This is a genomic window from Microbacterium sp. Y547 (assembly GCF_057669785.1).
The window spans coordinates 172616-186816 of sequence record NZ_JBYHFN010000004.1; the positions used below are offsets into that span (position 1 = coordinate 172616).

13 protein-coding genes are annotated in these 14201 nt (G+C 64.9%); 6 read left to right on the top strand and 7 right to left on the bottom strand.

Going from position 1 to position 14201, the window contains the following annotated elements; translation table 11 throughout:
• Positions 1-71: 71 nt before the first annotated feature.
• From AC25Y0_RS08040 to dnaA, 7 genes are all read right to left on the bottom strand, one after another.
• Complete coding sequence (locus AC25Y0_RS08040; protein WP_488134484.1) at positions 72-476, bottom strand: DUF3566 domain-containing protein; 405 nt, start codon at positions 474-476, stop codon at positions 72-74.
• Positions 473-3112, bottom strand: coding sequence for a DNA gyrase subunit A (gene gyrA / locus AC25Y0_RS08045; RefSeq protein WP_488123665.1), 2640 nt, complete (start codon positions 3110-3112; stop codon positions 473-475). The genes AC25Y0_RS08040 and gyrA overlap by 4 nt, the downstream gene beginning before the upstream one ends.
• A gap of 43 nt (positions 3113-3155) precedes the next feature.
• Complete coding sequence (gene gyrB, locus AC25Y0_RS08050; RefSeq protein ID WP_488123664.1) at positions 3156-5195, bottom strand: DNA topoisomerase (ATP-hydrolyzing) subunit B; 2040 nt, start codon at positions 5193-5195, stop codon at positions 3156-3158.
• A 122-nt stretch (positions 5196-5317) separates the two neighbouring features.
• On the bottom strand, positions 5318-5815 hold the full coding sequence (locus AC25Y0_RS08055; RefSeq protein ID WP_488123663.1) for a DciA family protein: 498 nt from the start codon (positions 5813-5815) through the stop codon (positions 5318-5320).
• Positions 5808-6965, bottom strand: coding sequence for a DNA replication/repair protein RecF (gene recF, locus AC25Y0_RS08060; RefSeq protein ID WP_488134485.1), 1158 nt, complete (start codon positions 6963-6965; stop codon positions 5808-5810). The genes AC25Y0_RS08055 and recF overlap by 8 nt, the downstream gene beginning before the upstream one ends.
• Positions 6966-7023: 58 nt before the next feature.
• A complete protein-coding gene (gene dnaN, locus AC25Y0_RS08065; protein ID WP_488123814.1) occupies positions 7024-8172 on the bottom strand; it encodes a DNA polymerase III subunit beta in 1149 nt (382 codons plus the stop codon).
• Positions 8173-8566: 394 nt separating this feature from the next.
• Positions 8567-9991 carry a chromosomal replication initiator protein DnaA gene (gene dnaA / locus AC25Y0_RS08070; RefSeq protein ID WP_488123661.1) on the bottom strand — a complete coding sequence of 475 codons (1425 nt, stop codon included), beginning with the start codon at positions 9989-9991 and terminating at the stop codon, positions 8567-8569.
• 320 nt (positions 9992-10311) lie between these two features.
• On the opposite strand from dnaA, the gene rpmH reads away from it, so the two are divergent.
• From rpmH to rsmG, 6 genes are read left to right on the top strand one after another with little or no spacing between them, the layout of a single operon-like run.
• Positions 10312-10449, top strand: a complete 138-nt coding sequence (gene rpmH, locus AC25Y0_RS08075; protein WP_043595303.1) for a 50S ribosomal protein L34 — start codon at positions 10312-10314, stop codon at positions 10447-10449.
• Positions 10450-10458: 9 nt separating this feature from the next.
• The gene (gene rnpA / locus AC25Y0_RS08080) at positions 10459-10797 is read left to right on the top strand and encodes a ribonuclease P protein component (RefSeq protein ID WP_488123660.1); all 339 of its coding nucleotides are present in this window, start codon (positions 10459-10461) and stop codon (positions 10795-10797) included.
• Positions 10794-11150: a membrane protein insertion efficiency factor YidD gene (gene yidD / locus AC25Y0_RS08085; protein WP_488123659.1), complete on the top strand. Its 357-nt coding sequence runs from the start codon at positions 10794-10796 to the stop codon at positions 11148-11150. Before rnpA ends, yidD begins: the two co-directional genes overlap by 4 nt.
• An 8-nt stretch (positions 11151-11158) precedes the next feature.
• A complete protein-coding gene (gene yidC, locus AC25Y0_RS08090) occupies positions 11159-12259 on the top strand; it encodes a membrane protein insertase YidC (RefSeq protein WP_488134486.1) in 1101 nt (366 codons plus the stop codon).
• A gap of 32 nt (positions 12260-12291) precedes the next feature.
• Positions 12292-12807 (top strand): Jag family protein, encoded by a 516-nt coding sequence (locus tag AC25Y0_RS08095; protein WP_488123657.1) that lies wholly within the window; start codon positions 12292-12294, stop codon positions 12805-12807.
• 20 nt (positions 12808-12827) lie between these two features.
• Positions 12828-13451: a 16S rRNA (guanine(527)-N(7))-methyltransferase RsmG gene (gene rsmG, locus AC25Y0_RS08100; protein WP_488134487.1), complete on the top strand. Its 624-nt coding sequence runs from the start codon at positions 12828-12830 to the stop codon at positions 13449-13451.
• The last annotated feature ends 750 nt before the right edge of the window (positions 13452-14201 follow it).

Consider the following 14201-nt stretch of genomic DNA (forward strand, 5'->3'; position numbering starts at 1 on the left):
CGTGACCCATGACGCGCGGCCAACCTCCAAGAGGTTACCCGAATCGCGCCGTTTTCACGAATCGACGGACCTCAGTTCGACGTGAAGCCGACGAGGAGTCCGCCTGTCACCTTGACGGCGAGATTGTAGATGCCGGCGAACACGGCACCGAGTACCGTGACCGCCACAAGATTGAGGATCGCGACGATCGCCGCGAACGCGAGAACCTGCGGGAGGCTCACGAAGTTGGAGAGCAGGAAGCTGCCGTCCGAGAAGCCAGCGAAGAACTCGTCAGCCCGGTCGATGAGGCCCGTGGTCTGCACGACGAGGTAGACCAGCACGAACGAGACGACCGTCACGACGGCGATCGCGATGGCCGCCAGGAACGACAGCTTGACCGCCGACCAGAAGTCGATGTACACCAGCCGCAGGCGCACCTGCTTGGAGCTGGTCTTGCGGCTGGACTTCTTCGCAAGCTTGTCGGCTACCGTGCTCATGCGTCAGTACTCTCTTCGGGGATCTCGGGCGAGGCACCGGCTTCATCGGATTCGTTCACCGGCTCAGCGGCCTCGGCGTCTTCGGACAGGCCCCGTTCACCATTGCGGGCGATCGCGAGGATGCGATCGTCGGCGGCGGAGCGGGCGAATACGACGCCCATGGTGTCGCGCCCCTTGGCGGGGACCTCGGCCACGGCAGAGCGTACCACCTTGCCGCTGGCAAGGACCACCAAGACCTCGTCGTCCTCCGAGACGATGAGACCGCCCGCGAGATCGCCGCGATCGTCGTTGAGCTTGGCGACCTTGATGCCCAGGCCGCCGCGTCCCTGCACCCGATACTGATCGACGGCGGTGCGCTTGGCATAGCCGCCCTCGGTCACGACGAAGACGAATCCGTCCTCGGCGACGACCGACGCCGACAGCAGGGAATCGCCCTCGCGGAACGACATCCCCTTGACGCCCGACGTCGAGCGTCCCATCGGACGCAGCGCATCATCGGTCGCCGAGAACCGCAGCGACATGCCGTGCCGGCTGATCAGGAGGATGTCGTCGCCCTCGTCGACAAGCAGGGCACTCACGAGCTCATCGGAACCGTTGGTCGGCGCCGTGTCGTCGTCTTCGTCGTCCTCGGTGTCATCCGAACCGTCGGAGCGGAGCTTGATCGCGATGATCCCGCCCTGACGGTTCGTGTCGTACTCCTCCAGGCGCGTCTTCTTGACGAGGCCCCCTCGCGTCGCAAGGACGAGGTAGGTGGCCACCTGGTAATCACGGATGTCGAGGATCTGCGCGATCTCTTCGCCCGGCTGCAGCGCGAGCAGGTTCGCAACGTGCTGCCCCTTCGCGTCACGGCCCGCCTCGGCGATCTCGTACGTCTTGGCGCGGTAGACCCGGCCCTTGGTCGTGAAGAACAGCAGCCAATGGTGCGTCGTCGTCACGAAGAAGTGCTCGACGACGTCGTCGGCCCGCAACTGGGCTCCCTTGACGCCCTTGCCGCCGCGGTGCTGCGAGCGGTAGTTGTCGCTGCGCGTGCGCTTGATGTATCCGTCGCGCGTGACGGTGACGACCATCTCCTCTTCGGGGATGAGGTCTTCGATCGACATGTCGCCGTCGTACCCGTGCAGGATCTCGGTGCGCCGGTCGTCGCCGAACTTGGCGACGATGTCGGTGAGTTCCTCGTGCACAATCGTGCGCTGACGCGCAGGAGTCGCGAGGATGTCCTTGAAGTCAGCGATCTGCAGCTCGAGTTCGTTCGCCTCGTCGACGATCTTCTGCCGTTCGAGCGCCGCAAGCCGCCGCAGCTGCATCTCGAGGATGGCCTGAGCCTGGTCGTCGTCGATGTCGAGCAGCGACTTCAGACCCTCGCGCGCCTCGTCGACCGTGGGCGAGCGACGGATGAGGGCGATGACCTCATCGAGGGCGTCGAGCGCCTTGAGGTATCCGAGCAGGATGTGCATGCGGCGCTCGGCCTTGGCGAGGCGGAACGTGGTGCGGCGCACGATGACTTCGATCTGGTGATCGATCCAGTGCGAGATGAACCCGTCCAGCGGCAGCGTGCGCGGCACGCCGTCGACGATCGCGAGCATGTTGGCGCCGAAGTTGTCCTGCAGCTGCGTGTGCTTGTACAGGTTGTTGAGCACGACCTTCGCGACCGCATCGCGCTTGAGCACGATGACGAGTCGCTGGCCTGTCCGGTCGGATGTCTCATCGCGGATGTCGGCGATCCCGGTGATCTTGCCCTCGCGCGCGAGGTCGCTGATCTTGATCGCGACGTTGTCCGGGTTCACCTGGTAGGGCAGCTCGGTGATGACGAGGCACGTGCGTCCCTGGAGCTCTTCGATCGAGACGACGGCCCGCATCGTGATCGAGCCGCGACCCGTGCGGTACGCCTCTTTGATGCCGCGCGTGCCGAGGATCTGGGCTGCGGTGGGGAAGTCCGGACCGGGGATGCGCTCCATGAGCGCCTCGAGCAGCTCTTCGCGCGTGGCATCCGGGTTCTCCAGAGCCCACAGCGCACCCGCAGAGACTTCGCGCAGGTTGTGCGGCGGGATGTTCGTCGCCATTCCGACGGCGATGCCGACCGAGCCGTTCACCAGGAGGTTCGGGAACCGCGCGGGCAGCACCGTGGGCTCCTGCGTCTGGCCGTCGTAGTTGTCCTGGAAGTCGACGGTGTCTTCTTCGATGTCGCGCACCATCTCGAGCGCGAGCGGAGCCATCTTCGTCTCGGTGTACCGCGGCGCCGCGGCACCCTGGTTGCCCGGCGAGCCGAAGTTGCCCTGACCCAGCGCGAGCGGATAGCGCAGCGACCAGGGCTGCACGAGGCGGACGAGGGCGTCATAGATCGGGGAGTCACCGTGGGGGTGGTACTGACCCATGACCTCGCCAACGACGCGCGCGCACTTCGAGAACGAGCGGTCGGGGCGGAATCCGCCGTCGTACATGCCGTAGATGACCCGGCGGTGCACGGGCTTGAGCCCGTCGCGGACGTCAGGCAGCGCGCGACCCACGATGACGCTCATGGCATAGTCGAGATAGCTGCGCTGCATCTCGGACTGCAGATCGACCTGGTCGATCTTGCCGTGGTCGTGCGCCGGCACGGGGCGTTCGGAAGCTGCGCCTGTCGAAGTGTCGTCAGTCATTCTCGTTCTTCTCTGTAAACGGGTCGCTGAGCCTGGTGCAGGGTCAGATATCGAGGAAGCGGACGTCCTTGGCGTTGCGCTGAATGAATCCGCGGCGGGATTCGACGTCTTCGCCCATGAGGATCGTGAAGATCTCGTCGGCCGCGACCGCGTCGTCGATCGTCACCTGTTTGAGCGTGCGGGTCGACGGGTCCATCGTGGTCTCCCACAGCTCCTTGGCATTCATCTCGCCCAGACCCTTGTACCGCTGGATCGCGTTGTCCTTGGGGATGCGCTTGCCCCGAGCGATTCCGTCGGCGAGAAGCGCGTCGCGCTCTCGGTCGCTGAAGACGTACTCGTGAGGCTGATTCGACCACTTGATGCGGTACAGCGGGGGCTGAGCGAGGTAGACGAAGCCGGCTTCGATGAGCCCGCGCATGTAGCGGAAGAGCATCGTCAGCAGAAGCGTCGTGATGTGCTGGCCGTCGACGTCGGCATCGGCCATCAGGACGATCTTGTGATAGCGCGCCTTCTCGATGTCGAAGTCCTCGCCGATGCCGGTGCCGAAAGCCTGGATCATGGCTTGGACTTCGCGGTTGCCGAGGGCACGGTCCAGACGTGCACGCTCGACGTTGAGGATTTTTCCGCGCAACGCCAGGATCGCCTGCGTGTGCGGGTCGCGACCCTGAACGGCCGAACCACCGGCCGAATCACCCTCGACGAGGAAGATCTCGCTGATCGACGGGTCTTTGCTCGAGCAGTCCTTGAGCTTGTCGGGCATCGCCGCCGACTCGAAGACACTCTTGCGCCGCGCGGTCTCGCGAGCCTTGCGGGCAGCCATCCGCGCAGAAGCGGCATCGATCGCCTTGCGCACGATGTTCTTCGCCTGCACGGGGTTGCGCCCGAACCAGTCGCCGAGCTGGTCGCCGACGACCTTCTGAACGAAAGCCTTCGCTTCTGTGTTGCCGAGCTTCGTCTTGGTCTGGCCCTCGAACTGCGGCTCGGAGAGCTTGATCGAGATGACCGCGGTCAGACCCTCGCGCACGTCATCGCCGGAGAGGTTCTCGTCCTTCTCCTTGAGCAGGTTCTGCGCGCGGGCGTACTTGTTGACGAGCGTCGTGAGGGCTGCGCGGAAGCCCTCTTCGTGAGTGCCACCCTCGTGCGTGTTGATCGTGTTGGCATATGTGAAGACGTTCTCGGTGTAGCTCGTCGTCCACTGCATGGCCACTTCGAGGGCGATCTTGCGGTTGCCGTCCTCGGATTCGAACGCGATGACGTCGTCGTTGACATGCTCGGCCTTGCGCACGTGGTTGAGATATTCGACGTAGTCGACCAGTCCACGCTCATAGAGGTAGCTGTCATTCGGCTGCTGCAGCACGACCTCGCCGGGCTCGATCTCTTCCTCGTATGCCGACGCCGGGCGCTCGTCGCGCAGGTCGATCCGCAGTCCCTTGTTGAGGAAGGCCATCTGCTGGAAGCGCGTGCGCAGCGTGTCGTACTCGAAGTCGGTGGTCTCGAAAATCGTGCCGTCGGGCCAGAAAGTGATCGTCGTGCCGGTCTCGTCGCTCTCTTCGCCGCGCTCGAGGGGCGCTTGCGGCACACCGCCGTCCTGAAACGCCTGACGCCACACGTATCCCTGGCGCCGGACTTCGACCTCGAGTCGCGTGGAGAGCGCGTTCACGACCGACGAACCGACGCCGTGCAGACCACCCGAGACGGCATAGCCACCGCCGCCGAACTTTCCGCCGGCGTGCAGCACCGTGAGAACGACCTCGACCGTGGACTTTCCCTCTGTGCGGTGCATATCCACGGGGATGCCACGGCCGTTGTCGACGACACGGACAGCACCGTCAGGCAGGATCGTGACGGTGATGGTGTCGCAGTAGCCGGCGAGCGCCTCATCGACCGAGTTGTCGACGATCTCGTAGACGAGGTGATGGAGGCCACGCGGGCCTGTCGACCCGATGTACATTCCGGGGCGCTTGCGCACCGCCTCGAGGCCTTCGAGAACCTGGATATCGTCTGCGCCGTACGCTCCGGCGACCCCGCCGCGCGCTTCCGATCCGGTCGTGTCCGTTGCGCGTTCGGGATTCTCAGACGTCATTGGTTTCAAGCACTCCAGATAGATGGCGAGGGCACCTGTCAGTCTATCGTCTTCGGGGCGTCGCCGCCCGTTCTACGCCCGTCTCGCGCGATGGAATCGGATCGGCCACCCGTGGACGTGGCTCAGCCGTAGGTATCGCGCGGACCGCGGCCTGGAATGGCTCTCGGACCCCATTTCCACGAGGGAACGTCCGGCCCCAAGAAGCGGATGGCGGTGACCCCGGCTTCGGGGAACGTGCGAACGATCTCGGAGAGAATGTGCGAACGCATGAGCTGAAGCTGTTTGGCCCACGCCGTGGAATCGGCTTGAACGGTGAGGGTGCCCTCTTGGAAGGCCACGGGTCGGGTGTGCCGGGCGGTGTCGGCGCCGGCAACTTCGTCCCACGCGCGGACGACATCTTCGCGTGCGAGCTGCGAATCCCAGCCGGCTTCGCGCGTCATCGCCGAGAGCACATCACCGAGCCCGCGCGGGTCACGACCAGGGGTGAACGGCTCGTGATCGTCGTCAGTCTTGCGGCGCTTCTTGCGGCGGAACGACCGCGCCGAAGGCTCGAGGCCACGCAGTCGCAGATAGGTCGCGACGGTTTCGGGGATGTCGGGGATGTCGGCCGGCTCAGACATCGGTCGTCTCCAAGATTGTGCCGGCTTCGACGCGCACGACGCGAGCACGCAGCGCCGAGGGCACGTCGGCATCGACGGCAGCGGTCACGATGACCTGCTCGTAGTCGCCCGCGAGCGCGGCCAGTCGTGAACGCCGATCCGCGTCGAGCTCGGCGAAGACGTCGTCGAGGATCAGTACGGGGTCGCCCAGTCGTGAATCAGCCCGCAGCAGTTCAGCCGACGCCAAGCGCAGAGCCAGCGCGATCGACCACGACTCGCCGTGCGAGGCGTATCCCTTGACCGGCAGACCTCGCACGCGCAGCAGCAGATCGTCGCGATGCGGCCCGACGAGTGTCAGCCCGCGATCGAGTTCGCTCGCCCTCCTCGCTGCGAGGGCGGCGCGGAACTGGTCTTCGAGAGCGTCCGCGGGATCATCGGCTGCCGCTGCGTCGACGCCCTCTTCGGGATCACCACCGCCGATCGACAGCGCCCAGGCGACTTCTGGGTGGTGATCAGCACCGGCGATCGAGGTGTAGGCCGCCACGAGCGGGCCGCGCAGATCTTCGGCGAGCCGGATCCGGGCGCGGATCACTTCGACGCCGAGCGTGACGAGCTTGTCATCCCACACCTCGAGTGTGGATAGGGCGTCGCCACGGATGCCGCGGGCCCGAGCGGATTTCAACAGCGCGGTGCGCTGCTTGAGGACGCGCTCGTAGTCCGAGATGACGCCCGCCATGCGGGGTGAGCGCTGAACGAGGAGCTGATCGGCGAAGCGACGACGAGACGACGGATCACCGCGCACGATCTGCAGGTCTTCAGGCGCGAAAAGCACGATCTGCGCGTACCTCGGCAACTCGGCCGGCTTGACGGATGCGCCGTTGACGCGCGCCTTGTTGGCGCCCTGCCGATTCACCTGGGCTTCAAGCAGCACGCTGCGCTCACCGTGACCCAGTCGCGCTCGCACGATTGCGGCATCCGCCCCGTCACGCACCATGGGCGCATCACTGGACACGCGGTGAGAACCCAGTGTGGCCAGGAAGGCGATCGCTTCGGCGAGGTTCGTCTTTCCCTGGCCGTTGCGGCCGACGAAGACGTTCGGACCGGGGACGAGAGCAACGTCGGCGGCCGCATAGTTGCGGAAATCGACAAGGCTCAGGTGTTCCACGATCACCCGGCAAGCCTAACGACGGCCCCTGACACCATCCCGCCAACCCTTCGGGTGCGTGGGGTCAGCGCAGGAGCAGGTTCGGCTGCAACAGGTACTTGAACGAGTCCTCACCCGACTTGTCGACCGAGGTCTGCGGGGTGATGAGGATCGGGCTGAGCTTGTTGGCGTTGTCGCTCGACGTGAACGTCACCCGGGCGAACTCGCTGCGCACGGCACCGAGCGACTCGAGGAGGTACTGCGGGTTGAGCCCGAGCGTGACCTCTTCGCCGACCAGGATCGCGTCGACGGACTCGGTTGCGCGTGCTTGCTCGGTGCCCGATGCATCCATCGACACCGAATCCGTCGTGAAGGTGAACCGCAGCGGTGCGGAACGGTCGAGCACGAGTGACACACGGCGCACCGCTTCGGCGAGATCCGCAGTGTTGACGACGGCGTGGTGCTCGGTGGCCTCCGGGAACAGCCGGCGCACAGGCGGGAAATTGCCCTTGATCAGCAACGAGGTCACCGTCTTGTTGCCCGAGGTGAACGCGATGATCTCGCGGTCTCCCGATCCCGAGAACGAGACCTTGATCTCGCCCGAGTGAGCGAAGGTCTTGCCGACCTCGGTGAGCGTGCGGGCGGGGACGAGCGCTGTGACGGGCTCGTCATCGGCTGCAGCGCCGCCATCCCACGGAATCTCGCGCAGCGCCACACGGTAACGGTCGGTCGCGACGAGGCTCAGCGTGGTTCCGGACACCTCGAGCTGCACTCCCGTGAGCACAGGGGTGACATCGTCACGCGATGCCGCGAACGCGACCTGCGCGATCGCCGTTGCGAAATCATCTCCCGGCACGAGACCGGAATCGCCCGTGACTTCGGGGATCGCGGGATATTCCTGCACGGGCATCGACGAGAGCGTGAATCGCGCGGAACCGCACGTCAGAAGAATCCCATCGTCGTCGACCTCGATCTGGATCGGCGCGTTGGGCAGGCGGCTGGCGATGTCAGAGAGCAGGCGACCGTGGACGAGGATCGTGCCCGGCTCGTCGATCGTCGCATCGATCGTCGTGCGAGCGGATGCTTCGTAGTCGAAGGCCGACAGCGAGAGTCCTGCGTCCGAGGCCTCGATCAGCACGCCGGCAAGGATCGGCTGCGGGTTGCGCTGCGGCAGGAGCTTGACGACGAACGACACGGCCTCGCTGAACACATCGCGATTGACGTGGAACTTCACGAATGCTCCCTCGGTCTTGTTGGGAGTACTCATGCTAGTGCCCTTGCGTCCCCACGCCCGAGCGAGTCTGTCGCAGGCCGAGGTTTTCCCCTTGAGGTGATCGGAGCGGGATATAGATGTAGTTCTCTGTCATGGTGTTAACCGCTGTGGAAACTGTGGATAACTCTGGGGAAACCGCTCGGCACATGGAAACTACATCGGTGTGAGTTGTGGAGCGGCTGCGGATTAGTGGGTGCGTGCCGATCACCGATACGAGTCGAAATGTCGAGTCATCCACAAGCACCGTGGTCTTCGAGGCCGGGTTTCTGACACTCCGGCGAAGTTATCCACAGGTTATCCACATGTGTAGAACGTGCATGATGAGCCCTTTCGGGCCCTGTGTCAAACCGAAGGGTCAGCGTCCGCCGCGACCGAGCTGGGACGTGATTTCGGAGACCTGATTGAAGATGGAGCGGCGCTCTTTCATGAGTTCGCTGATCTTCTTGTAGGCGTACATGACGGTCGTGTGATCGCGATTGCCGAACAGCTGCCCGATCTTGGGCAGAGACAGGCTCGTGCGCTCGCGGCACAGGTACATCGCGATCTGACGGGCCGTGGCGATGGACTGGGAGCGGCTGGAGCCGTACAGATCATCCACCGTGAGCTTGAAGTACTGCGCGGTCGCCGTGATGATGTCCGTCGGCGAGATGACGTTGGCATCGTCTTGGTCGATGATGTCGCGCAGCACGGTCTGCGCCAGTGGCATGTCGAGCGTGGAGCGATTGAGGCTGGCGAAAGCCGACACCCGGATGAGTGCGCCTTCGAGCTCGCGGATGTTCGAGGAGACGACGGTCGCGATGTACTCGAGGACTTCGTCGGGGATGTGCAGCCGCTCGGACTGTGCCTTCTTACGCAGGATCGCGATGCGCGTCTCGAGATCGGGAGCCTGCACGTCGGTGATGAGGCCCCACTCGAAGCGGCTTCGCATGCGGTCCTCGAAGCCCGTGAGGTGCTTCGGGGGCACGTCGCTCGTGATGACGACCTGCTTGTTGTGATCGTGCAGGGTATTGAACGTGTGGAAGAAGGCTTCCTGTGTTTCGGCTCGTCCCTGCAGGAACTGGATGTCGTCGATCAGCAGGATGTCGACCTCGCGGTAGCGCGCTTGGAAGGCTGACCCCCGGTTGTTCGCGATCGAGTTGATGAAGTCGTTCGTGAACTCTTCGCTCGAGACATACCGAACCTTGATGCCGGCGTAGAGGCTGATCGCGTAATCGCCGATGGCGTGCAGCAGGTGCGTCTTGCCCAGTCCCGAGTCTCCATAGATGAAGAGCGGGTTGTAGGCCTTGGCCGGTGCTTCTGCCACCGCGACGGCCGCAGCGTGTGCGAAGCGGTTCGACTGACCGATGACGAAGCTGTCGAAGGTGTACTTCGGGTTGAGGCGCGTATCGCTGCGGGTGACGCCGGGTGCGGTATCCGACACGTCTTCGATCGGAGAGCGCGGCCCGGGGGACGCCGGGATCACCGGCTCTGTGTGCGTCGGGATGGGAACGGTGAGATGGGCGTCGACCAGATCGGGATTGACCACGACGCGGAACTGTGTGACCTCCCCGTCGGGCGAAGCCTCGGCGATCGCCTCGAGAACGGGTCCGCGCATGCGCTTGGTGAACTGCGCCGCTGTCAGGTCGTTGGGAACGTCGAGGTAGAGGGTGCCCGCCATGACGCCCTGCGGAACGGCGAGGTTGAGGAACCCCTCGAGCTGAGGTGTGATGCGGTCGTCGGTGCGAAGGACATCGAGCACAGCGGACCAGACAGGAACATCTGGATTCTCGTGCGCTGACATATCCCCCCCGGGGTGTTGATGAGTCCACCGGATGTCGCGGATTCATCGCGAACAGCCTGTGGAAAACTGCCGGAGCAACGCTAGTCACGGCGCGACTCAGGAGCAAACTCCACTGTAGAGAGGAGCGGCGTGTCTTTGCCAGGGTCACCTGGGTGATATGGGGATAATGCCCCCCACGAGGTCCGGTTTGAATTCTGGCGTCGCTCGACGTAGCCTTAGTCGGTTGACTCATGCCTCTTGGCGGAGTCCCCTCATCGTCGTCTTCGGCCCTCGACGCATCCACGTGGAGTCCGCGGACCAGCCCCATCCGGAGTTATCTCATGAGCAAGCGCACGTTCCAGCCCAACAACCGTCGTCGTGCCAAGAAGCACGGCTTCCGTGCTCGCATGCGCACTCGCGCCGGCCGTGCCATCCTCGCGGCTCGTCGCGGCAAGGGCCGCACCGAGCTCTCGGCCTGACCTCGCCCGGTGCTGGCGAGGCCGAACCGACTCACTCGCGGAGCGGAGTACAAGGCCGTCGTCCGTCGAGGCCGACGGTGCGTCGGTGAGCACACCGTGACGTACGTGGGCGGGTCGACCGACGCCGCTGCGACTCGCTTCGGCTTCATCGTCAGCCGCCAGGTCGGATCCGCCGTCGTGCGCAACACCGTTCGCCGGCGGCTCAAGGCCGTCTGTGCCGGCGCCCTGCCCAGTGTTCGTCCGGGCGCCGAGATCGTCATCCGCGCTCTACCGAGCGCGGCGACAGCTGATTTCGGCCAGCTTCGCGACGATGTCGTCCGCTGCCTCGCGCGTCGGGCGGCGGCATGAGCGTCCTGCCTGCCTATGCGATCGGCGATGCCCGTCTGGTGGCATCCGATCTGCTGCGGACCGTACCGCTCGTCCCGCGAAACCTGGTGCTCAGCCTGCTTCATGGTTACCGCGCGACGGTCTCGCATATGTACGGCGACGTCTGCAAGTACTACCCCTCGTGCTCTGCGTACGCCGTCGGCGCTGTCCAGCAGCACGGAGCGATCAAGGGCGCAGCGCTGAGCGCCGCCCGCCTCGCCCGCTGTCACCCGTGGGCTGTCGGGGGCGTCGATGACGTCCCCGCTCACTCGAGCTTCCGTCACGCACTGACCCCACACGGGTTCGTCGTGCCTGCCTCCACCGGAAAGGACTGATCCACCGCATGGATCTTCTACTTGCCTCGACCCCCGCTCCGGATGCCGGCGGGGGTGGCTTCGATCTCATCGGAACCATCCTGTGGCCGCTGAAGTGGCTCGTCGAGCTCATCCTCGTCGGCTGGCACTGGCTGCTGACCGCGGCCGGTATGCCGGCGGCCGAGGGCATCACGTGGGTCCTGTCGATCGTGGGTCTGGTGATCGTCGTTCGTTCGGCGATGATTCCGCTCTTCGTGAAGCAGATCAAGAGCCAGCGAAAGATGATGGAAATCGCCCCTGAACTGCGAAAAGTTCAGGAGAAGTACCGCGGGAAGCGTGATCAGCTCTCTCGCGAGGCGATGAGCCGCGAGACGATGGCGCTCTACAAGAAGCACGGCACGACGCCCGTCTCCAGCTGTCTGCCGCTGCTCGTGCAGATGCCCGTCTTCTTCGCTCTGTTCAGCGTGCTGAACGATGTGCAGAAGATCCGCGACAACCCGAACTTCAGTGGCGTCGGGTTGCTCAACACCGAGCTCACGCAGGAGTTCTACGACGCGAAGCTCTTCGGAGTGGCATCTCTTCACGAGACGCTGATCAACGCCGTCGAGAGCAGCAACACCGTGGCGATCGTGATCCTCGTGATCCTCGTCGTCCTCATGATCGGCTCGCAGTTCTTCACGCAGCTGCAGATCATCTCGAAGAACCTCTCGCCCGAGGCCAAGACCGGCCAGGCCTACCAGATGCAGAAGATCATGCTCTGGGTGCTGCCGTTCGCCTTCGTCTTCTCGGGTGTGTTCTTCCCGCTCGGTGTCGTCATCTACTGGTTCGTGTCGAACCTGTGGACGATGGGTCAGCAGTTCCTCGTGATCCGCGAAATGCCGACCCCGGGCTCCGACGCGGCCAAGGCACGCGAGGAACGACTGGCGCGCAAGGGCAAGGCCATCGGTTCGGATGGCAAGGTCGTACCGATGGAGAAGTACCTGGCCGAGCAGCAGCGCCTGCTCGAAGAGGCCGAGCGCGCCCGCGCCGCGGCCCCGAAGCGCCAGCAGCCTGTCAGCAAGCAGCGCGCCAAGAAGAAGCAGGGCGGCACCGGTCAGCAGAAGAAGCCGGATTCCGGCGACAAAAGCTGACACCGCCCATTTCGAGCGATAACGAGGACTTCATGAGCATCTCCCCCGACGTCACGGCTGACGAGCGCCCTGACCGTGAGCCGGCGACCGTCGAGCAGCTCGAACAGGAAGGCGACATCGCCGCCGACTTCATCGAGGGCCTTCTCGACATCGCCGACATCGACGGTGATCTCGATCTCGATGTGCGCTCCGACCGCGCGTATGTCTCCGTCGAACCGCCCGAGGGCGGATCGGTCGAGCTGCTGTCGGATCCCGACACCGTTCACGCGTTGCAGGAACTCACGCGAATCGTGGTGCAGAACCAGACCGGGCGCTTCTCGCGTCTGATCCTCGACATCGGAGGCTCACGGGACGCACGCCAGCGTGAGCTCGAGTCCCTGGTGGACCGCGCGATCGCGCGCCTCGACGAAGGTGCCTCGCAGGCATCCCTCCCGGCCATGTCGAGTTACGAGCGCAAACTCGTGCACGATGTCGTGGCCGACCGCGGCTTCGTGTCGGAGTCGTACGGCGAAGGTGCTGACCGGCACACGGTCATTCGCCGCGCCTGATCGTTTCACGTGAAACATTCATGATCGATATCGAGAACGAACCGGCGGCGGCTGCCGAGATCTTCGGTGATCGCATCGACCTCGCCCGGCGTTTCGCTGACTCACTGGGGCTGCACGGCGAAGAACGCGGGCTCATCGGTCCCCTCGAGCCTTCGAGGCTCTGGTCGAGGCACATTCTGAACAGTGCTGTCATCGCTCCGTTGTTCGCTGGGCTCGTCGGCGATGTCGGCTCAGGAGCCGGACTACCGGGTCTCGTGCTCGCGATTGCGCGGCCCGACGTGTCATTCGTGCTGATCGAGCCGATGGAGCGTCGCATCGCGTGGTTGAACGAGCAGGTCTCTGACCTGGGGCTCGACAACGTCGAGGTGCTGCGCGCGCGGGCAGAGGATTGGGACCGCGGTCCCGTACTCGATGCCGTTACCGCTCGGGCCGTCAGCGCCCTGCGTACCCTGGTGCCGATTACCGCTCCGCTCGTCAAAGACGGCGGCGAGCTGATTTTCCTCAAAGGGGCGTCCGCACCCGGCGAGATCGAAGCCGCTGAGAAGCAGCTGCGCAAGTTCAAGGTCAGCGGCGCCCGGGTCGAGATCCTCGGCGCCGACCTCCTCGCGGAGCCCTCCCGCGTCATTCGTGGAACGGTGCGCTAGCGCCGTTTCACGTGAAACGCGCGCGGCCCCGGGTGTGTCGCTGGCGGCGACAGGGCGGCCAGCCCATACCGGCCATGCAGAGGATGGGGCCCGGGACCCTGACATCGCTGACCGGTGGCTACGGGGGCGCGCATGGATCCGTGTGGGGCGGGGATGTTTCACGTGAAACGACCCCGGGCACGCGGCTCCGTCGGCGTCTGGACGGTGAGGCGCGAGCACGGAGGCGACCCCTCGGTAACGCCCGATTCACGCGACGCGTGAACGGCGTCGGACGTCTCCTCCCACTGTGGAACACGCCGTCTGGGGCACCCGCCGGCCGGAGCCTCGCGGCTGAGGACTGCACTTCGCGCGCATCTGCGGTGATGCGCGGTGCGGGCCGCCATAAGGCGACGGTCCCCGGTTGGGTGACCCCACCGACATCGGGTGATGTCGAAGGGAGAGCGCCACAGTCCACTGTTCCACGGGAGACATCGGCTGGTCGAACACACGGCGGCCGTCATGAGCGCGGGGTAGAAGCAGACCAGTGCGGCTTCCCCGCTGTTTCACGTGAAACGGGACCGCGCAGCACGATCACTCATGCCGAACGGGAGTGCGTTCCGCTGGGCTGCGACGTCGGCGCGCAATGGTGATTGCTGTGCCTATCCCATCCGCGGTGGTGCAGCCAGGTGTTTCACGTGGAACGGGACTGCCCGGGGGACCCCGATGCCGCAGCGCATATATCCGGCACGCAAGACGATGTTTCACGTGAAA